This window comes from Enterobacter cloacae complex sp. IR5401 (assembly GCF_049238425.1).
GTDB lineage: Bacteria > Pseudomonadota > Gammaproteobacteria > Enterobacterales > Enterobacteriaceae > Enterobacter > Enterobacter hormaechei_C.
The window spans coordinates 69,296-89,546 of record NZ_JBMKHN010000002.1; the positions used below are offsets into that span (position 1 = coordinate 69,296).

The following is a 20,251-nucleotide window of genomic DNA, read 5'->3' on the forward strand; positions in this document are numbered from 1 at the left end:
TGATGTCAGGCGCAAACGCCGCGAACCCTCGATGAGGACAACACTATGAGCATTGATCGTACATCAGCCCTGAAGCCGGTTAGCACTGTACAACCTCGCGAAACGAATGAGGCTGCCCCGCAAAAAACGCGTCTGGAAAAAACGTCGACCGCTAACAGCACCAGCGTCACGCTGAGCGATGCGCAGTCGAAGCTGATGCAGCCAGGCAGCAGCGATATCAACATGGAACGTGTTGAAGCGCTGAAAACGGCTATCCGTAACGGCGAACTGAAAATGGATACCAGCAAAATCGCTGATGCGCTGATTCAGGACGCACAGAGTTTCCTCCAGAGTAACTAACCGTATGAGTCGACTGTCAGAAATACTGGATCAGATGACGGTGGTCCTGAACGACCTGAAAACGGTGATGGATGCCGAACAGCACCACCTCTCTTCTGGTCAAATCAACGGCAGCGCGTTGCAACGCATAACTGAAGATAAAAGCTCGCTGCTGGCGACCCTGGATTATCTGGAAAAACAGCGACGCGCTGAGCAAGACGCGAAACGCAGCGCCAATGATGAGATCAACGAACGCTGGCAGACCATTACAGAAAAAACCCAGCATCTTCGCGATCTCAACCAGCATAACGGCTGGCTGCTGGAAGGTCAGATTATCCGTAATCAGCAGGCGCTTGAGGTGTTAAAGCCCTATAAAGAGCCGGGGCTGTACGGTGCGGATGGTCAGACGGCCACGGCACGTATCACGGGCGGGAAAAAGATTTCGATTTGACGCAGTAGCGGCACGTCATGAAGCGGGGAGCACCTTCTGGTGAACTCCCCTTTTGACGTTTATACCGTGCGGCGGGTGAATTCTTTCACCTTGAAGCCAAGCACCGCCAGCGTGGCAAAGTACGCCACCACCCCGACCGCCACCACGGCCATCAGACGCATCAGGCGGTAAGGCATGGTGCCCTGCGCCCATTCAGGCATGACATACAACATGCCAACCAGCGCAGCCGCCATCACCACTACCGCGATCGCCAGACGCAGCAGGAAGCTTGCCCAGCCCGGCTGCGGTGTGAAGATATCCTGCTTGCGCAGCTGCCAGTACAGCAGCCCGGCGTTCAGACAGGCCGCCAGACCAATCGACAATGACAGCCCCGCGTGTTTCAGCGGTCCAATAAACGCGAGGTTCATCAGCTGCGTCATAATCAGCGTCACAATGGCAATCTTAACCGGCGTTTTGATGTCCTGACGTGAATAGAAACCGGGCGCAAGCACCTTCACGACGATCAGCCCCATCAGCCCCACCGAGTAGGCTACCAGTGCACGCTGGGTCATGGCGGCATCAAAGGCGGTGAATTTTCCATACTGGAACAACGACACCGTCAGCGGTTTTGCCAGGATCCCCAGCGCCACCGCGCTTGGCAATGCCAGCAGAAAACAGAGACGCAGTCCCCAGTCCATCAGGCGGCAGTATTCATCGTGGTTGCCGCTGGCGAAACTTTTCGACAGCGACGGCAGCAGAATAGTCCCCAGCGCCACGCCCAGCACCCCTGATGGAAACTCCATCAGACGATCGGCGTAGTACATCCAGGACACCGAGCCCGACACCAGGAAAGAGGCGAAGATGGTATTGATGATCAGCGAGATCTGGCTGACGGACACGCCGAGTATCGCCGGTCCCATCTGTTTAATAACGCGCATTGCGCCCGCATCTTTGAAACTAATGCGCGGCAGAACCAGCATGCCGATCTTTTTCAGGTGCGGAAGCTGGTAAGCAAGCTGTAACACCCCGCCGACGGTCACGGCCCAGGCCAGCGCCAGCACCGGTGGGTTAAAATGCGGCGCGGCGAACAGCGCAAAGCCAATCATGCTGACATTAAGGAACGTGGGGGCAAAGGCCGGCACGGAGAAGCGGTTCCAGGTATTCAGGATGGCACCCACCAGCGACGCCAGCGAAATCAGCAGAATATAGGGGAAGGTTATCCGCAGCAGTTGCGTCGTCAGGGCAAATTTATCCGCCGTGTCGGCAAAGCCCGGTGCCGTTACCATGATTACCCAGGGCGCTGCCAGCATGCCCAGGACGGTCACGATCGCCAGCGCCAGCGTCAGTAAACCGGAAACGTAAGCCACAAAGACGCGGGTGGCATCTTCGCCCTGCTTGCTTTTATATTCCGCAAGGATCGGGACAAATGCCTGTGAGAAAGCCCCTTCGGCAAAAATACGACGCAGCAGGTTCGGCAGCTTGAACGCAACGAAAAAGGCGTCAGTCGCCATCCCTGCGCCAAAAACCCTTGCCACAATGGCATCGCGCGCAAAGCCAAGCACGCGGGAAAACATGGTCATCGAGCTGACGGCCGCCAGCGATTTTAATAAGTTCATTAACGTGAAGTTCCACAACCCTACGGATTTCCAGGACGGATAAGCGAAAGCGCCACCCGGCAAAGCCAACAAGCGGCGCTTAGTCTAACCGGATTTCAACGAATTACTATCGGCAGATGTTACAGCGAGTTATTCCGACATGGCTTCGCGCCAGAGTCGTTCCACGATGCGCTGCGCCAGAATGGCCTGCTCCCCGGACGTTTCAGGAACCGTCTGATTCTGCACGCAGGTGATGAAGTGACGCGCGCAGCCCACAAAGCCACGCTGTTCCAGGGTGCTCTGCCAGCCGGGAACGGGTAACGCAACCACGCCATTGCCCTTCTCTTCCCGCCACTCTCGCATATCGGTGACGTCATACAGCGCGCCATCCGTAACGGCCTGCACGGACTCGCGCTGGCTGCCCGCCCGACGATGCATGCTGGTCGTCACCTGCAAATGCTCAACGGCAAAATGATGTTCGGCGTAAACCATCTCACCCTGCTCGCTGGTCAACAGCGTGCCGCTTTGCAGCTGGGCTTTTCCGTTACTCAGCCACAGGGCCGTATCCACGACGTGGAGATAATCATCCAGCAGCGTGAAGCGCAGATCGTTCGGCCCCACGCTGTCGGTACGGTGCTTATCCATACGCAGAGAGGCGAACGAGCCGGACTGCGCTTTAAGCTGCTGATAGAGCGGCGCAAAACGGCGGTTGAAGCCGACCATCAGCGTCAGCTTTTTACGCGCGGCCAGCTCAATCAGTCGCTCAGCATCCTGTACATTTTCCGCCAGGGGTTTATCCACGCAGACGTGAACGCCTGCATTCAGCAACTCGCTCACCACCTGGTAGTGCGTCGCGGTTGAGGTATGCACAAATACCGCATCACATTCACGGGCTAAATCCTGTAGCGAACCGGCATAAGGGATGCGCCAGGTTTTGCAGATGCGCTCTGCTTTCTCGCGGGTGGGCGACCACGCCCCTTGCAGCGTCCAGTCTGACGCGGCGCCTAAAACGGGCAGCCAGGCTTTTTGCGCAATCCCTCCCAGCCCCACAACACCAATGCGTAATGTTGTCACGATTAATCTCCCAGATGTGCGAGTAACGCATCCAGACGCTGCTTCAGCCCGGCAACCTCGTCTTCCAGGGCTGCCACGCGCGCGGTCAGGCTTTCGTTTGATGCTGGCGTGTCGGATACGACGGCCAGCGCAGAGGGCTCCACGTCGCCGCTAAACAGGTGCATGTAGCGGCTTTCACGCTTGCCCGGTTCGCGGGGCAGACGCACCACGTAGGGACCGTCCTCGCGTGAGGCTAATCCCTCCAGCGTCTGTTCAACGTCCTGCATATCCTGAAACTCATGCATGCGGGAAGCGCGTGTGCGCAGTTCCCCCGGCGTCTGCGCCCCGCGCAGCAGCAACGTGGTGATAACGGCCACTTCCGCAGCGCTGAGTTTTAAATCGCCAAATTCAGAATTACAAAAGCGCTGTTCATATTTAGTGACGCGGTTACCGAAGCCGCTGACGGTGCGCAGGTAGTGGCGCTTCACCAGCTCATCAAGGATATCCTGCACCTCGTGCTCGCCAAGGTTCATCACCGGCTCACGGTTCGTCTTCTGGTTGCAGGCCATCGTGACGGCATTCACGGACAGAGGATACTGTTCCGGCGTGGTGACCTGCTTTTCCAGAAGGCAGCCGATCACGCGCGCTTCGGCGCCATTTAACTGATATTTCATCTTTTCTCCTTAACGACCCGCGGTCCACTCCTGTGTGGTGAGCGCGGTGAGCACATGGTCCCGCCACTCGCCGTCAATCAGCAGATAATCTTTGGCATAGCCTTCTTTCTCAAACCCCAGGCGGGCCAGCAGATCGCCGCTGCGCTTATTGTGCGGCATGTAGTTAGCCATAATGCGATGGATATGTTGCGTGCGCTGCATGTAGCGAATCGCCGCCGTCAGCGCCTCAAACATGAGCCCCTGTCCCTGCCATTTCTGGCCGATGGAATACCCGAGATAGCAGGCGTGAAACGACCCGCGTACCACGTTTGAAAAATTGGCAATGCCAACGATCTCTTTCTCTTCCGGATCGAGAAGCGCGAAATAAAACGCACTTCCCTGTTTATGAAATTCCGCAATCATACTGAGGCGCGCCTGCCAGCCAGAGGGGTAGCAGTGGCTCTCGTCCCGAACGGGTTCCCAGGGTTTTAAAAACTGGCGATTCTCGGCGTAATAATCCGCCAGACGCCAGGCATCACGCTCATGCACCAGACGAACGACCAGCCTGTCCGTCGTCAGACGCACTTTTGGCACATTACTGCGATAGCCAAACATCGTTACCACTCCTTCCCGTCGCTTCTGCTCTGCCTGTTAGCTTTACTATACCTGTGCCTGCGCCTTCTGTGAAAACAGTGACATACCATTTTGATCGCTTTTCACATTTTTCGATGAGAACTCTCTATCAAAGCACCTTTTTGATAAAAAAATATTGTCGCCAGCGGGTATGGGAAAAAGCGCGGCGACACCGCAGAATGTTAGCGTGCTCACCTTTTATTTTCCCTGGAGGGAAAATGTCCCGCGTATCACAGGCCAGGAGCCTGGGTAAATATTTCCTGCTCGTCGATAACATGCTGGTCGTGCTCGGCTTTTTTGTCGTTTTTCCGCTTATATCAATTCGTTTTGTCGATCAAATGGGCTGGGCGGCATTGATGGTCGGGATCGCGCTGGGTCTACGCCAGTTTGTACAACAGGGTCTGGGCGTGTTTGGCGGCGCAATAGCTGACCGCTTCGGCGCGAAACCGATGATCGTCACCGGCATGCTGTTACGTGCGGCGGGATTCGCCACCATGGCAATCGCTCATGAACCCTGGCTGCTGTGGTTCTCCTGTTTCCTTTCCGGGATTGGCGGCACCCTTTTCGACCCACCGCGTACCGCGCTGGTGGTTAAGCTTATCCGTCCGCAACATCGGGGGCGCTTCTTCTCGATTTTGATGATGCAGGACAGCGCAGGCGCGGTGGTGGGCGCCCTGCTGGGAAGCTGGCTGCTGCAATACGATTTCCGCCTGGTTTGCGCCACCGGCGCGGTGTTGTTTATTCTCTGCGCGCTGTTTAACGGTCTGTTTCTGCCCGCATGGAAGCTGTCGACGGTGAAAGCGCCTGTGCGGGAAGGGCTTGACCGTGTGTTGAGCGATAAACGCTTCGTCACCTATGTGTTAACCCTGACCGGCTACTACATGCTCGCCGTGCAGGTCATGCTGATGCTGCCCATTATGGTTAATGATATTGCCGGCACGCCAGCGGCGGTGAAATGGATGTATGCCATAGAGGCCTGCCTCTCACTGACTCTGCTCTATCCAATTGCCCGCTGGAGCGAGCACCGTTTCCGGCTTGAGCACCGTCTGATGGCCGGGCTGTTGCTGATGACGCTGAGCATGATGCCCATCGGTCTGGTAAGTTCGCTTCAGCAGCTGTTTATGCTGATCTGCACCTTCTATATTGGCTCAATCATTGCCGAGCCAGCCCGTGAAACGCTGAGCGCGTCACTTGCCGACGCCCGGGCCCGGGGCAGCTACATGGGCTTCAGCCGTCTCGGGCTGGCGCTTGGCGGCGCGCTGGGTTACACCGGTGGCGGCTGGCTGTTTGATGCCGGAAAAGCGCTCCATCAGCCGGAGCTGCCGTGGGTCATGCTCGGCATGGTCGGCTTTATGACGCTGATTGCCCTCTGGTGGCAGTTCAGTGATAAACGCAGCACCCGCAGGATGCTGGAGCCTGGCGCCTGACCTCTTGCATTATCAGTTTTTTCTGCTGGTTTCTGTAGGATCACCCTGACATACTGGCGTATCAGGACAGATGCGCCGATTTTATGTTGAGGAACGCCATGAAAAAGATCGTTATTGCCGCTGCGTTAATTGTCAGTGGTCTGCTGGTGGGATGTAACCAGCTTACGCAGTACACCGTCAGTGAGCAGGAAATTAATCAGGCGCTGGAAAAACATAATAACTTTTCAAAAGATATCGGCGTGCCCGGCCTTGCGGATGCGCATATCGTCCTGACGAATCTCGCCAGCCAGATTGGTCGCGAGGAGCCTAACAAAGTCACCCTTTCCGGCGATGCCAGCCTCGATATGACCTCGCTCTTCGGCAATCAGAAAGCGGATATCAAGCTGAAGCTCAAGGCGCTGCCGGTCTTTAATAAAGAGAAAGGGGCAATTTTCCTGCAAGAGATGGAAATCGTCGATGCGGTTGTGACGCCGGATAAAATGAAACCGGTGCTGCAAACGCTGATGCCGTATCTCAACCAGTCGTTGCAGAACTACTTTAACCAACAGCCTGCCTATGTTCTGAGCGAAGACAAAAGCAAAGGTGAATCTCTGGCGAAAAAATATGCCAAAGGGATAGAGGTGAAACCGGGTGAAATCATCATCCCTTTCACCGACTAAATACTCCGGGCGCTCAGGCGCCCGTTTTTTTTAACGGAATAGTGTGCAAACGAAAACGTTTCCGCTTATGATTTGTGTCCGGCAAAAACAGCCATCTTATGACTGATCTCTTACAAGCCGGAGCTTCCATGACTGTACAATCCCAGGTTCTCAAAATCCGCCGCCCAGACGACTGGCATATCCATCTTCGTGATGGCGACATGCTGAAAACCGTCGTGCCGTATACCAGCGAAATTTATGGCCGTGCGATTGTTATGCCTAACCTGGTTCCGCCAGTCACTACCGTCGAGGCCGCGATTGCCTATCGCCAGCGTATCCTTGACGCCGTTCCGGCCGGGCACGATTTTACCCCGTTGATGACCTGCTACCTGACGGACTCGCTGGATCCCAATGAGGTTGAGCGCGGGTTTAACGAAGGTGTGTTCACCGCCGCGAAGCTCTACCCGGCGAATGCCACCACCAACTCCAGCCATGGGGTGACCAGTATCGACGCCATCATGCCCGTTCTGGAGCGTATGCAAAAACTGGGCATGCCGCTGCTGGTGCACGGGGAAGTGACCCACGCTGACATTGATATTTTCGATCGCGAAGCACGTTTTATCGAAACGGTCATGGAGCCGCTGCGCCAGCGTCTTCCGGGGCTGAAAGTGGTGTTTGAACACATTACGACTAAAGATGCCGCAGAGTATGTCCGGGATGGAAACGAGCTGATTGCCGCCACCATCACCCCGCAGCACCTGATGTTTAACCGTAACCACATGCTGGTGGGCGGCGTTCGCCCACATCTGTATTGTCTGCCGATCCTCAAGCGCAACATCCACCAGCAGGCGCTACGTGAGCTGGTCGCCAGCGGCTTCCCGCGCGCGTTCCTCGGCACGGATTCCGCCCCGCATGCCCGTCACCGTAAAGAGGCGAGTTGCGGCTGTGCAGGCTGCTTTAACGCCCCGACCGCCCTGGCAAGTTACGCAACCGTGTTTGAAGAGATGAATGCGTTAGACCATTTCGAAGCCTTCTGCTCCCTTAACGGCCCGCGTTTCTACGGTCTGCCGATCAATGACACGTTCATTGAGCTGGAGCGCAAAGAAAGCCAGGTTGAAGCGTCGATTGCGCTCACCGACGATACGCTGATCCCCTTCCTGGCCGGTGAAACCGTAAACTGGACGGTAAAACGCTAAAAAACTGTCGCCCCCTGTTGTCAAACCGACAATATAACTGTATAAATAAACAGTATATTACACAGGGGGCATTTATGCGTATTGAAGTCACCATTGCCAAATCCACCGTCCTGCCTGCTGGCGCACTCGACGCTCTGGCGGGTGAACTATCCCGACGTATTAACAGCACTTTTCCTGAAAACGATGGCGCCGTAACGGTACGTTATGCGACAGCAAACCATCTTTCCGTCATCGGCGGTGCGAAAGAAGACAAAGAACGCATCAGCGAAATTTTGCAGGAAACATGGGAAAGCGCCGACGACTGGTTCATCACTGATTAAAATTTGCTCCCTCATTGTGTTTTTTGCCGGGTCGCCCCGGCTTTTTTTCGTTTCGTCTCCTGAAAGTTCAAAATATTTCAGCATCTTCTTAGAAAATCGTGAACAAGATGGCGTTTTATTGTTCGAACAATCCTAAAAAGCAGAAAAATGTGTTGCTACCCGTTTATTTTTTCCTGCTGAACCCTTATTAATTGATATACTGAAATTGCTTTCAGAAAAACATGCATTGAACCTCAAAGTCGTTGTCTTCTAACACGCATTAAGGGGGTTATAATGGAAAAGAATAGTGAAGTGATCCAGACCCATCCGCTTGTTGGCTGGGATATCAGCACCGTAGACAGCTACGATGCGCTGATGCTGCGTTTGCACTACCAGACCCCAAATCAGCTAAACCGTGATGAAGCGGAAGTTGGACAGACGCTGTGGCTTACAACAGACGTCGCCCGTCAGTTTATCTCTATTTTGGAAGCAGGCATCGCAAAAATAGAATCTGGCGACTACCAGGAAAATGAGTATAAACGGCATTAATCTAACGCCTCTTCACTCAACAGGCACCCTCGCGGTGCCTTATTTATTTCGTTCTTGTATAAGCCTACATAGTTAATTACTCTGCTAACAAAGCGTTAGTAAAGAGAAGCCTATGAAATACGATTTGATCATTATCGGAAGCGGCTCCGTAGGATCTGCCGCCGGTTATTACGCCACGCAGGCGGGTCTGAATGTGCTGATGATTGACGCCCATCGTCCTCCCCACTCTGAAGGAAGCCATCACGGCGATACCCGTCTGATCCGTCACGCTTATGGCGAAGGTGAGCGCTATGTACCGCTGGTGCTTCGGGCTCAGACGCTGTGGGATGAGCTGGCCGCCCTCACCGAAGAACGCATTTTTGAGCGCACCGGGGTCGTTAACCTGGGGCCAGCAAGCTCCACGTTTCTGGCGACCGTCGAGGAGAGCGCGAAAGCCTACCGCCTGGACGTCGAGCGTCTGGATGCGAACGGCATCATGGCGCGCTGGCCGGAAATTTCTGTCCCTGAAGACTACATTGGGTTGTTTGAAGCCAACTCTGGCGTACTGCACAGCGAAACGGCCATTAAGACCTGGATTGATCTCGCCGCCAAAGCGGGCTGCGCGCAGTTGTTCAACTGTCCGGTCACGGGCATCACCCACCATGCAGAGGGTTCAACCGTCACCACCTCTGAAGGTGAATATACCGCCACGCGTCTGCTGGTGAGTACGGGAACGTGGGTGACGAAACTGCTGCCGGACCTGCCCATCCAGCCGGTGCGAAAAGTCTTCTCCTGGTTCCAGTCTGACGGGCGTTACAGCAGCCAGAACAAATTCCCGGCGTTTACAGGCGAGTTACCCAATGGCGACCAGTTCTACGGTTTCCCCTCGGAAAAAGACGCGCTCAAGATTGGCAAACATAACGGCGGGCAGGTAATTTCCTCTGCGGAAGAACGCAAACCGTACGGAGCTTATCCGCAGGATGGTTCCGAAGCCTTCACGTTCCTGCGTAATATCCTGCCGGGTGTAGGCGGGTTGCTTTACGGCGCAGCGTGCACCTACGACAACACCCCGGATGAAGACTTTATCATCGACACCCTGCCGGGGCACGACAACACCCTGCTCGTAACCGGGCTCAGCGGTCACGGGTTTAAATTTGCCTCTGTGTTAGGTGAAATCGCCGCCCAGTTTGCTCAGGGGATAGCGCCTTCGTTTGATCTCAAGCCCTTCGCGCTCTCGCGCTTTGATCGATAATACCTCTTCAGGCTCCGAGTAACCGGGGCCTGTTTAGCGAGAGGGGCATGATGCGCAGACTGGTGAATTACCTTATCAATAACATCCGCGAGCATTTCATGCTCTACATTGTTCTTTGGTCGCTACTGGCGATCATTGTCGTTATCTATATTGTATTCTTCTGAACATTCTCGCTGACGTTTATTGACACTCCTTTAAATTTATTTAACTAATATTTTTTAAAAAACGTCGCCTCAAATTTATTGAACGAAGCGATTGAAATACATTGCGGAAACACATTCAAATTCGCTGAAATAAATTAAATAAAATACATTATTCATTTTTTTCAGTTGCATTATTTATTTAACCCGTCCATTTTTATTGCTCAGTCATTTGAGAACGGAAATTCATATGCAATGGCGTAACTCCTCCCGTCGCTACGGAATAATATCCATGTGTTTACACTGGCTATTTGCAATTGCCGTCTATGCCATGTTTGGTCTCGGCCTCTGGATGGTGACATTAAGCTATTATGACGGTTGGTATCATCAAGCCCCCGAATTGCATAAAAGCATTGGGGTTCTGCTGATGATGGGTCTGGTTTTTCGCGTGATCTGGCGACATATCTCTCCGCCCCCTCCTGCGCCCAAAAGCCATGGCCGACTTACCCGCATAAGCGCTGTTGGCGCGCATATCGCACTCTATGCCCTGCTGTTCGCCATTCTGATCAGCGGCTATCTCATTTCTACCGCAGACGGCAAACCGATCAGCGTATTTGGGCTTTTTGATGTCCCAGCCACGCTGGCTGACGCCGGTTCACAGGCTGACACCGCAGGTGTGGTTCATTTGTGGCTGGCATGGAGCGTAGTGATCCTGTCTGTCCTGCATGGCCTTGCGGCCCTGAAACACCACTTTATTGATAAAGACGATACGCTGAAGCGCATGCTTGGCCGTTCGTCAGTTGACTCTGGAGCATAAAATGAAAAAACGCCTGTTGGGTATCGCATTAGGTTCGCTGTTATTTACTACCGGTTCGGCCCTGGCCGCCGACTATAAAATTGATAAAGAGGGCCAGCATGCCTTCGTCAATTTCCGTATTCAGCATCTGGGTTACAGCTGGTTATATGGCACGTTCAATGATTTCGATGGCACATTTACTTTCGACGAGAAAAACCCTGCTGCCGATAAAGTGAACGTCACCATTAATACCAACAGCGTCGACACTAATCACGCCGAGCGTGATAAACATCTGCGCAGCGCTGAATTCCTGAACGTGGGCAAATTCCCGCAAGCTACTTTCGCGTCGACAGAGGTGAAGAAAGACAGTGATAAACTCGCTATTACCGGTAATCTCACGCTGAACGGCGTAACAAAACCTGTCACACTGGATGCCAAATTAATTGGACAGGGTGACGATCCATGGGGCGGAAAACGTGCTGGCTTTGAAGCCGCAGGCAAAATTCATCTGAAAGATTTTAATATCACCACGGATTTAGGCCCGGCATCGCAGGATGTAGAGCTGATTATTTCGGTGGAAGGCGTTCAGCAGAAGTCATAAAACAGGCCCGGCAGGCTTGTGAGCCGCCGGGCAGTGTTTTACTCCGGGTCCGGAATACCCAGTTTGGTATTCAGTCGGCCCCGGGATTTATTAAAGATCTTATTCCCGTTCTCGCGTCCGGCACGGCGACGACGTTGCTCTTCTTCAGGCAACATACTCTCTTCGCTGCACAGCTCGCTACAGCAGCCATTAAACTTCTCGGCGCATGCAGGGCACTGAATAAACAGCAGATGACACCCGTCGTTTTTGCAGTTGGTATGCGTATCGCACGGTGTTCCGCACTGGTGGCAGTGCGCGATCACGTCCTCTGAAATTCGCTCGCCCATACGCTCATCAAACACAAAGTTCTTACCGATAAAACGCACCGGTAAACCCTGCTCACGGGCGCGGCGGGCATACTCGATAATCCCACCCTCAATGTGCCAGACTTTATTAAACCCGTTGTGCTTCATCCAGGCGCTGGCTTTTTCACAGCGGATCCCCCCGGTACAGTACATCACGATCTTTTTGTCTTTATGCTCCTGCATCATCTCAACCGCTTTCGGCAGTTGCTCGCGGAAGGTGTCGGCAGGAATTTCCATCGCATTTTCGAAGTGCCCCACTTCATATTCGTAGTGGTTACGCATATCGATGAACACCGCATCCGGATCGTCGAGCATCGCGTTCACTTCAGCGGCCTTCAGGTATTCCCCCACATTAGCAGCATTGAAGCTCGGATCGTCAATGCCATCCGCCACAATACGCTCGCGCACCTTCATGCGCAGCACCCAGAATGATTTACCGTCATCATCCAACGCAATATTCAGGCGTAAGCCGTTAAGCGCCGGATCAAACCCGTAAAGGAGATCGCGGAAGGCGCTGACCTTGCTTTCCGGCACGCTGATCTGCGCGTTAATCCCCTCACGCGCCAGATAGACGCGACCAAACACGTTCAGGGCGGTGAAAGCCTGGTAAAGCGCATCGCGGGTCGCCTGTGGATCGTCGATGGTGAAATACTTATAGAAAGAGATCGTTGTGCGCGGTTCGGTTTCGGCCAACATACGCGCTTTCAACATCTCATTCGAAACGCGGTTGTGTAACACTGGCATGGTGTACAAGTCCTGCAATCGTTGAGAAATAAAAATCGGTCGGCATGATATAGCAAACAAAGACAATTTACATCCACACAATTTACGCTACATTTCAGTCAATCTGATTAATCAGACTTAACATTTGCATATTCTTTCATGTTTCGATGACAGACATTTTGGCTATGCCTTAAAAAATGAGACAATAGCCTTTCAGGACGTTAGAACACAGGACAGACATGACCCAGTTACCGAAATTTACTGCCGCGCTTTTGCATCCCCGCTATTGGTTAACATGGTCAGGCATTGGCTTGTTGTGGCTAATTGTACAGCTGCCTTATCCCGTCATTTTCCGCATGGGTAAAGGGCTGGGTCGCATTGCTCAGCAGTTTATGAAGCGTCGCGCCAGGATCGCGTATCGCAACCTTGAGCTTTGCTTTCCTCAGATGAGTGAATCTGAGCGCCACGACATGGTGGTTAAAAACTTCGAATCTGTCGGCATGGGGCTGATGGAGACCGGTATGGCCTGGTTCTGGTCGGATAAGCGCATGGCGCGCTGGACGGAAGTGGCTGGGACCGGCATGGAGCCAGTGCATACTCTTCAGGCCAACCAGACTGGCGTCCTGCTGATTGGCGTTCATTTTCTGACGCTCGAAATTGGCGCACGCATGTTCGGCATGCAGGCGCCCGGTATTGGCGTTTATCGTCCTAACGATAATCCGGTGATCGATTTGATCCAGACCAACGGACGCATGCGCTCCAATAAAAGCATGATCGACCGAAAAGACCTGAAAGGGATGATCCGCGCCCTGAAATCAGGTGAGGTGGTCTGGTACGCCCCGGATCATGACTATGGCCCGCAATCCAGCGTGTTTGTTCCGTTCTTTGCGGTGGAAGATGCAGCGACGACCACCGGGACCTGGATGCTGGCGCGAATGTCCAAAGCGGCTATCGTGCCGTTTGTACCGCGCCGTAAACCAGACGGTTCAGGCTATCAGCTCATCATGCTGGAGCCGGAGCTCGCGCCACCGCTGATTGATGCGGAAACCACCGCCCGCTGGATGAACGGCGTTGTAGAGAAATGCATTATGCTCGCCCCGGAGCAGTACATGTGGCTGCATCGCCGCTTTAAAACCCGGCCTCAGGGCGTCCCTTCCCGGTATTAATCTGCATGCGGCCTTCCGGGCCGCATGTTGTTTTAGCTTTAAAAGCTCCCCGTCATTGCGGCAATCATACCCCGGGCGCATAATTAGCAGGCTTATTACCTCACTGGTCACGGTGCCCTGCACCTCATTATGCGGATAGTTATGTCCCCCACAGATGCTCCCATAAACTGGAAACGTAACCTGACGGTTGCGTGGCTGGGTTGTTTTCTTACTGGCGCCGCCTTTAGCCTGGTGATGCCTTTCCTGCCCCTCTACGTTGAGCAGCTCGGCGTCACCGGACATAGCGCCCTGAATATGTGGTCCGGCCTGGTGTTCAGCATTACGTTCCTGTTCTCCGCCATTGCGTCGCCTTTCTGGGGTGGGCTGGCGGATCGCAAAGGCCGCAAAATTATGCTGCTGCGCTCCGCGCTCGGCATGGCGATCATTATGCTGCTGATGGGGATGGCGCAGAACGTCTGGCAGTTCCTGATATTACGCGCACTCCTGGGTCTGCTCGGGGGATTTATCCCTAACGCCAACGCCCTGATCGCCACCCAAATCCCGCGCCAGAAAAGCGGCTGGGCGTTGGGCACGCTCTCCACTGGCGGCGTAAGTGGCGCACTGCTGGGCCCGCTGGCGGGCGGGCTGCTGGCCGACCACTACGGACTGCGGCCGGTATTCTTCATTACCGCCAGCGTGCTGTTCCTCTGCTTCCTGGTGACGCTTATCTGTATCCGGGAGAATTTCACGCCGGTAGCCATAAAAGAGATGCTGCACGCCCGGGATGTGCTGGCCTCGCTGAAAAACCCAAAGCTGGTGCTGAGTCTGTTTGTGACTACCATGATTATCCAGGTGGCCACCGGTTCAATCGCGCCTATTCTGACGCTCTATGTCCGCGATCTGGCGGGAAACGTCAGCAATATCGCCTTTATCAGCGGCCTGATCGCCTCTGTTCCCGGCGTGGCGGCGCTACTGAGCGCGCCGCGGCTCGGCAAGCTGGGAGACCGTATCGGCCCGGAAAAGATCCTGATCTGCGCCCTGATCGTCTCCGTCCTGCTGCTGATCCCCATGGCGATGGTGCAGTCTCCCTGGCAGCTCGGCGTCCTGCGCTTCCTGCTGGGGGCTGCCGATGGCGCACTGCTCCCGGCCGTGCAGACGCTGCTGGTCTATAATTCCACCAACCAGATAGCCGGTCGTATTTTCAGCTATAACCAGTCGTTTCGCGATCTGGGTAACGTCACCGGGCCGCTGGTCGGTGCGGGGATTTCAGCCAGTTTCGGTTTCCGGGCGGTCTTTATCGTGACGGCAGGCGTCGTGCTGTTCAACGCCGTTTATTCGTGGCTCAGCTTATCCCGGGCGCTACGCCCGGGGCGAATAAGACAACATCGTGACGGCTAATTTTCGCATTCATACTTGCAAAATCACATAATCAGCTATTCTTTCCCTGAATACCTTCACGAAAAACAGGGAGACACCAATGACCATGTACGCCACGCTGGAAGAAGCAATTGATGCCGCTCGCGAAGAGTTCCTCGCCGATAATCCCGGCATTGAGGAAGAAGATGCTGACGTGCAACAACTCAATATCCAAAAATACGTCCTACAGGACGGCGATATTATGTGGCAGGCCGAATTCTTTGCTGATGAAGGTGAAGATGGTGAATGTCTGCCGATACTGAGTGGTGAAGGTGCACAGGCGGTATTCGACGGCGACTATGACGAAATTGAGTTACGTCAGGAGTGGCTGGAAGAAAATACGCTGCACGAATGGGACGAAGGCGAGTTTCAGCTCGAACCGCCGCTGGATACCGAAGAGGGTCAGGCCGCAGCGGACGAATGGGACGAGCGATGAGCTCCCGTTACTCGTAAGGGCCGTGACTGGCATCAATGGGCAGCAGCAGCGTGTCGAAAATCAGCGAAAACGGCAGATCGAGTACGGTGAGATAGCGCCATGCAGAATCGCGAACGTCCCACTGTACGCCGGGGTAGTATTGATTCCCGTGGCCCTGCCCGGGGATGGTGCGGCTGATAATGCTGCCGCAGCCGCTGAGCAGGCATGCCATCATGACGACAATGATTACTTTCATGTCTGACCTCTAAAAAAATACCGGCGATTAAGCCGGTATTTCATTTGGCAGGTAGCGCTTCGCTTACCCGCCCTACTTAACAACTTACTTCGCCTTCAGTGCCAACGGATTCAGCTTAACGTCCTTATAGTAGTTCACCCACGAAGAGTATCTCTCCGGAGAAGACCACACGCGGTAGTGAAGCCGTGCCATCGTCACCGGATCGCTCAACAGCACCAGACGACGGTCGCGGTTAAGCTTTTCTGGCGTCTCGTTCAGCGCCTGCTCAACGTGGCGATCGCGGGCGATCTCCAGCACCTGGCTGGCGCGGTGACGCGCCGTCGCCATCGCGGTTGCCAGCGCGTTGAATGACGGGTTAAACACGGCGTGCATAAAGCCATCATCCAGCGTGCGTTTGCGGTTCTGCTCCAGATAGGTATCGGTATCCACCAGCACCTGCGGCGGAGAATACTCTTCCGGGATCAGGAACAGCTTCCAGCGTTTGGTACGCAGGCCAACCGTGGAACGGCTGGAGATCACCGACACAAACGGCGACAGGATCAGCGAGAAGACGATTGGCGCCAGCCAGAACAGGAAACGCAGATCCAGCCAGGCCATACCAACGGCCCACACCAGGCCCAGCAGCAGCTGAGAGCCGTGGCGCATAAAGGCCTCACTCCACGGCGTAGAGTCATCGTCACGCTGCGGTGAATTCCACACCACTTCCCATCCCAGGAACGCGCTCACCACAAACACCGTATGGAACAGCATACGCACCGGCGCCAGCAGGACCGAGAACAGCACTTCCAGCAGCAGTGAAAGGGTCACGCGGCAGAAACCACCGTACTCCTTCGAACCTTTGCACCAGATCAGAATGATACTGAGCAGCTTAGGCAGGAACAGCAGCACCATGGTCGACGCGAACAGCGCAATCGCCAGCTCCGGACGCCACTGCGGCCACACCGGGAACAGCTGGCGCGGTTGCAGGAAGTATTGCGGCTCCGTCAGAGCATGCACAACCTGCAACGCGGTCGAGAGTGCCAGGAACATAAACCACAGCGGCGCAGACAGATAGGACATAACGCCCGTCAGGAACACCGCACGGTGAACAGGGTGCATCCCTTTCACCAGGAACAGGCGGAAGTTCATCAGGTTACCGTGACACCAGCGGCGGTCGCGTTTGAGCTCATCCAGCAGGTTCGGCGGCAGCTCTTCATACGAGCCAGGCAGATCGTAGGCAATCCAGACGCCCCACCCTGCACGACGCATCAGAGCAGCTTCCACAAAGTCATGCGACAGAATGGACCCGGCAAACGACCCTTCACCCGGCAGCGGCGCCAGGGCACAGTGCTCGATGAATGGCTTCACGCGGATAATGGCGTTGTGGCCCCAGTAGTGAGATTCACCCAGCTGCCAGAAGTGCAGACCGGCAGTAAACAGCGGCCCGTAGACGCGGGTCGCAAACTGCTGGCAGCGCGCATACAGCGTGTCCATACCTGACGCTTTTGGCGAGGACTGAATAATACCCGCGTTCGGGTTGGCTTCCATCAGACGGACCAGCCCGCTCAGGCAGTCGCCGCTCATCACGGAGTCCGCATCCAGTACCACCATGTAGCTGTACTGGTTACCCCAGCGACGACAGAAGTCATCAATGTTCCCGCTCTTACGCTTAACACGACGACGACGACGGCGGTAGAAGATCTGCCCTTCCCCCTGCACCTCGGCAATCAGCTCCATCCAGGCTTTTTGCTCTGCCACGCAAATATCCGGGTTGTAGCTGTCGCTCAGGATATAGACGTCGAAATGCGCCGCGTTACCGGTCGCCTTCACGGACTCCCAGGTGGCACGCAGCCCGGCGAATACGCGGTCAACGTCTTCGTTACAGATAGGCATGATCAGCGCGGTACGGTGCTCAGGATTGAGGGGTTCATCCCCGACCGTCGACGCGGAAATGCTGTATTTGTCACGCCCCATCAGCAGTTGCAGGAAGCCCATCAGCGCCGTCCAGAACCCGGCGGAGACCCAACAGAACAGCACGGCGAACAGCAGAAGAATGCCGCTCTGTAAAATATACGGCAGCAGCTGCATGAAGGAGACCCAGATATCCTGGCCAATCATGTCAGCAGGGTTAATCAACGCCCAGCCCTGGTACGGCAGAATGGTTTTCATGTACCAGGTGGCGACAACCGTCTGCGCCAGCGTCAGCAGTAGCAGAATGTAACGACGAATCGTTCCTACGGTACGCCATTTCTGCTCGGAGGCCTGCTGTTCTTTGGTCAGACGTGACAGATAGCGCGGTGTCACGTCACGCCCACGCAGACGATCCCAGAAGCGGCCCACCGGGTTGGTGCGCCACGGATCGGGGAACATGGAGGAACGCGTGGCCTTCGGCATCGCCTGTAGCTGGTCACGCCCTTCGTCATCCTTGATTAACTGCCCTTCTGCCAGCGAGTCCGGCCATGCCTGCTCCAGACGTGCCTTCACTGACCCCAGCGGCGTATCATCATCACGGGAAAAATGACGATGTTCACCATCCAGCGCGGTGTGAACCGCGCGGATGTCGCTCGCAGGGAGCGCCGCTTTTTCAATGTCCGTCAGCGGCATGGCATCAATATATTCAGATGTATTATTCATTGGCAGGTAGCTGATAGCTCCAGGTTTCACTCAGCGGCTTATCGTTACTGACCAGCGCGGCGCGCATTTCAGTGGTCTGTTTCGGATCCTTCACCTTCACGCGCAGGGTCAAACGCCACCCTTTGGTGACCGGGTTGTACCGCACGGCGTTTTCAACGATTTCACCGTTATCGCCAATGCTGGCCTGTGCCGTCACGGCAGTATCCGGCGCCAGTTTTTTCATATCCTGCCCGGTGAAGTCCACGATAAATGCCAGCGTGCCATCCGGCTGACGAATCAGGTTGGACTGCTTCACGTCACCCGTTGAACGACGCGTCTGCATCACATACGCGTTATCCGGTGCGTGCAGCTTGTCTTCGTCACGGCTGAAGGTAATCGCATACTTGAAGTTCATCTCTTTACCGGCTTCAGGCAGCTGATCCGGTGTCCAGTACGCCACGATGTTATCGTTGGTTTCATCGTTGGTTGGAATTTCAACCAGCTCAACCTTACCTTTACCCCAGTCGCCTTTCGGCGTAACCCAGGCGCTTGGGCGCAGATCGTAGCGGTCATCCAGATCTTCAAAGCGGGAGAACTGACGGCCACGTTGCAGCAGACCAAAGCCCTGCGGGTTTTCCATCGCAAAGCTGCTGACCGCGAGGTGTTTCGGGTTGTTCAGCGGACGCCAGATCCACTCGCCGTTACCGGCATGGATGGAGAGGCCATTGGAATCATGCAGTTCAGGACGGAAATTGGTCGCCGGAGATGGCTGGTTCGGCCCAAACAGGAACATACTGGTCAGCGGTGCGACGCCCAGTTTGCCCACTTTATCGCGCAGGTAAACTTTAGACTGCACGTCAACCACCGTGTCACGCCCTGGCATGATCACGAAGCGATAAGCGCCGGTCGCACGAGGGGAGTCCAGCAGCGCATAAATTGTCAGACGTTTGTCGGTTGGTTTTGGACGTTCGATCCAGAACTCGCGAAAACGTGGAAATTCTTCACCTGATGGCAGCGCGGTATCAATTGCCAGACCGCGCGCAGAAAGCCCGTACACCTGCCCCGCGCCAATCACGCGGAAGTAGCTGGCGCCAAGCATGCTGACGATTTCATCGTTTTTATCTTTGCTGTTAATCGGATAAAGCACCTTGAAGCCTGCGAAGCCGAGGTCTTTCACCGTGTCTTTATCGTGTTGCACATCGCCAAAATTGAAGTAATCCGGGCTGTACTTGATTTTGCGTACCGCGGTCGCCGTTACTTCATTGATGGCAACTGGCGTGTCGAAGTACATACCCTGGTGGTAAAATTCAAGCTTGAACGGGGTTTTAATATTGTTCCAGTACGCTTTATCGTGATTGAACTGGATCTGCTGATAGTCCGCGTATTTCATGTCGCGGAAAACGGAGGGCAGGTTACTTTTTGGCGCTTCGTAGCTCTTGCCCGCCATCGATTTTGCCTGTTTTGCGACATCATCGATGTTAAAGGCCAGTGCAGATGAGGTATACAGTGACAACAGCACTGCTACACCCAACCAACGCATTTTCATCATTTGTGGTTTATGTTTCATAATAAGTAAGCACTTCCCCCTTTGTGTGCTTATATCGATCCGATCCATTTTAATGGAAACTCAGGCAATCCGACAACATTATCACTGCTTTGTTCAGCTCGCTGGCTCATGGATTAAGCAAATGAAAGAACCCGCTTTTCACTTTGCGTGCTTATCCTGGAGACAGGGTGTCGGTCTTGGTGTAGGGTTGGCTCCGAATGTAACCATTATGAGCCTTAGGGATAAGGCGAAAAG

At 54.7% G+C, this 20,251-nt stretch carries 22 protein-coding genes; 14 read left to right on the plus strand and 8 right to left on the minus strand.

The window, feature by feature from the left end; all coding sequences use genetic code 11:
* Positions 1-45 precede the first annotated feature (45 nt).
* Positions 46-339, plus strand: a complete 294-nt coding sequence (gene flgM / locus ACOTX1_RS03345; RefSeq protein ID WP_003858002.1) for a flagellar biosynthesis anti-sigma factor FlgM — start codon at positions 46-48, stop codon at positions 337-339.
* 4 nt (positions 340-343) lie between these two features.
* Entirely contained in the window at positions 344-769 is a 426-nt protein-coding gene (gene flgN / locus ACOTX1_RS03350; RefSeq protein ID WP_003858003.1) for a flagella biosynthesis chaperone FlgN, read from the plus strand.
* A gap of 59 nt (positions 770-828) precedes the next feature.
* Here the strand turns inward: flgN and murJ are convergent, their stop codons facing one another.
* The 4 genes from murJ to rimJ all read right to left on the minus strand — a co-directional run bounded on the left by murJ (position 829) and on the right by rimJ (position 4,664).
* Complete coding sequence (murJ, locus tag ACOTX1_RS03355) at positions 829-2,364, minus strand: murein biosynthesis integral membrane protein MurJ (RefSeq protein WP_003858004.1); 1,536 nt, start codon at positions 2,362-2,364, stop codon at positions 829-831.
* Positions 2,365-2,493: 129 nt separating this feature from the next.
* Positions 2,494-3,417 carry a Gfo/Idh/MocA family protein gene (locus ACOTX1_RS03360; RefSeq protein ID WP_023315806.1) on the minus strand — a complete coding sequence of 308 codons (924 nt, stop codon included), beginning with the start codon at positions 3,415-3,417 and terminating at the stop codon, positions 2,494-2,496.
* Between the two features lie 2 nt (positions 3,418-3,419).
* A complete protein-coding gene (locus ACOTX1_RS03365) occupies positions 3,420-4,070 on the minus strand; it encodes a YceH family protein (protein ID WP_003858006.1) in 651 nt (216 codons plus the stop codon).
* A 9-nt stretch (positions 4,071-4,079) separates the two neighbouring features.
* The gene (gene rimJ / locus ACOTX1_RS03370) at positions 4,080-4,664 is read right to left on the minus strand and encodes a ribosomal protein S5-alanine N-acetyltransferase (RefSeq protein WP_003858007.1); all 585 of its coding nucleotides are present in this window, start codon (positions 4,662-4,664) and stop codon (positions 4,080-4,082) included.
* 236 nt (positions 4,665-4,900) lie between these two features.
* Here rimJ and mdtH point away from each other — a divergent pair, with 236 nt between their 5' ends.
* The 9 genes from mdtH (at position 4,901) to ACOTX1_RS03415 (ending at position 11,559) form a co-directional block, all read left to right on the plus strand.
* Positions 4,901-6,109, plus strand: coding sequence for a multidrug efflux MFS transporter MdtH (gene mdtH / locus ACOTX1_RS03375; protein WP_023315805.1), 1,209 nt, complete (start codon positions 4,901-4,903; stop codon positions 6,107-6,109).
* Between the two features lie 98 nt (positions 6,110-6,207).
* Positions 6,208-6,768 carry a lipoprotein gene (locus tag ACOTX1_RS03380; protein WP_023305855.1) on the plus strand — a complete coding sequence of 187 codons (561 nt, stop codon included), beginning with the start codon at positions 6,208-6,210 and terminating at the stop codon, positions 6,766-6,768.
* A gap of 128 nt (positions 6,769-6,896) precedes the next feature.
* Positions 6,897-7,943, plus strand: a complete 1,047-nt coding sequence (pyrC, locus tag ACOTX1_RS03385; protein WP_023315804.1) for a dihydroorotase — start codon at positions 6,897-6,899, stop codon at positions 7,941-7,943.
* 74 nt (positions 7,944-8,017) lie between these two features.
* Entirely contained in the window at positions 8,018-8,263 is a 246-nt protein-coding gene (gene dinI / locus ACOTX1_RS03390; RefSeq protein WP_003858011.1) for a DNA damage-inducible protein I, read from the plus strand.
* 273 nt (positions 8,264-8,536) lie between these two features.
* Positions 8,537-8,791, plus strand: a complete 255-nt coding sequence (gene bssS / locus ACOTX1_RS03395; protein ID WP_003858012.1) for a biofilm formation regulator BssS — start codon at positions 8,537-8,539, stop codon at positions 8,789-8,791.
* Positions 8,792-8,903: 112 nt separating this feature from the next.
* Positions 8,904-10,022: an N-methyl-L-tryptophan oxidase gene (gene solA / locus ACOTX1_RS03400; RefSeq protein ID WP_023315803.1), complete on the plus strand. Its 1,119-nt coding sequence runs from the start codon at positions 8,904-8,906 to the stop codon at positions 10,020-10,022.
* 50 nt (positions 10,023-10,072) lie between these two features.
* Entirely contained in the window at positions 10,073-10,186 is a 114-nt protein-coding gene (locus tag ACOTX1_RS03405) for a YceO family protein (protein WP_023315802.1), read from the plus strand.
* 226 nt (positions 10,187-10,412) lie between these two features.
* Positions 10,413-10,979, plus strand: coding sequence for a cytochrome b (locus tag ACOTX1_RS03410; RefSeq protein ID WP_003858015.1), 567 nt, complete (start codon positions 10,413-10,415; stop codon positions 10,977-10,979).
* Between the two features lies 1 nt (position 10,980).
* Positions 10,981-11,559, plus strand: coding sequence for a YceI family protein (locus tag ACOTX1_RS03415; protein ID WP_023315801.1), 579 nt, complete (start codon positions 10,981-10,983; stop codon positions 11,557-11,559).
* Positions 11,560-11,597: 38 nt separating this feature from the next.
* On the opposite strand, the gene ACOTX1_RS03420 is transcribed toward ACOTX1_RS03415, so the two are convergent.
* Positions 11,598-12,647 carry a rhodanese-related sulfurtransferase gene (locus tag ACOTX1_RS03420; protein ID WP_003858018.1) on the minus strand — a complete coding sequence of 350 codons (1,050 nt, stop codon included), beginning with the start codon at positions 12,645-12,647 and terminating at the stop codon, positions 11,598-11,600.
* Between the two features lie 218 nt (positions 12,648-12,865).
* Between ACOTX1_RS03420 and ACOTX1_RS03425 the strand changes: the two genes are divergently transcribed.
* The 3 genes from ACOTX1_RS03425 to ACOTX1_RS03435 all read left to right on the plus strand — a co-directional run bounded on the left by ACOTX1_RS03425 (position 12,866) and on the right by ACOTX1_RS03435 (position 15,623).
* A complete protein-coding gene (locus tag ACOTX1_RS03425; protein ID WP_003858019.1) occupies positions 12,866-13,792 on the plus strand; it encodes a Kdo(2)-lipid IV(A) acyltransferase in 927 nt (308 codons plus the stop codon).
* A gap of 141 nt (positions 13,793-13,933) precedes the next feature.
* The gene (mdtG, locus tag ACOTX1_RS03430; RefSeq protein WP_023315800.1) at positions 13,934-15,169 is read left to right on the plus strand and encodes a multidrug efflux MFS transporter MdtG; all 1,236 of its coding nucleotides are present in this window, start codon (positions 13,934-13,936) and stop codon (positions 15,167-15,169) included.
* Between the two features lie 79 nt (positions 15,170-15,248).
* Entirely contained in the window at positions 15,249-15,623 is a 375-nt protein-coding gene (locus ACOTX1_RS03435; RefSeq protein ID WP_003858026.1) for a MysB family protein, read from the plus strand.
* A 7-nt stretch (positions 15,624-15,630) separates the two neighbouring features.
* Here ACOTX1_RS03435 and ACOTX1_RS03440 read toward each other — a convergent pair whose 3' ends face one another.
* The 3 genes from ACOTX1_RS03440 to mdoG form a co-directional block, all read right to left on the minus strand.
* A complete protein-coding gene (locus ACOTX1_RS03440; protein ID WP_003858030.1) occupies positions 15,631-15,858 on the minus strand; it encodes a YceK/YidQ family lipoprotein in 228 nt (75 codons plus the stop codon).
* Between the two features lie 84 nt (positions 15,859-15,942).
* On the minus strand, positions 15,943-18,471 hold the full coding sequence (gene mdoH, locus ACOTX1_RS03445; RefSeq protein ID WP_003858032.1) for a glucans biosynthesis glucosyltransferase MdoH: 2,529 nt from the start codon (positions 18,469-18,471) through the stop codon (positions 15,943-15,945).
* Complete coding sequence (gene mdoG / locus ACOTX1_RS03450; RefSeq protein ID WP_015570847.1) at positions 18,464-20,017, minus strand: glucans biosynthesis protein MdoG; 1,554 nt, start codon at positions 20,015-20,017, stop codon at positions 18,464-18,466. Before mdoG ends, mdoH begins: the two co-directional genes overlap by 8 nt.
* Positions 20,018-20,251: the final 234 nt, after the last annotated feature.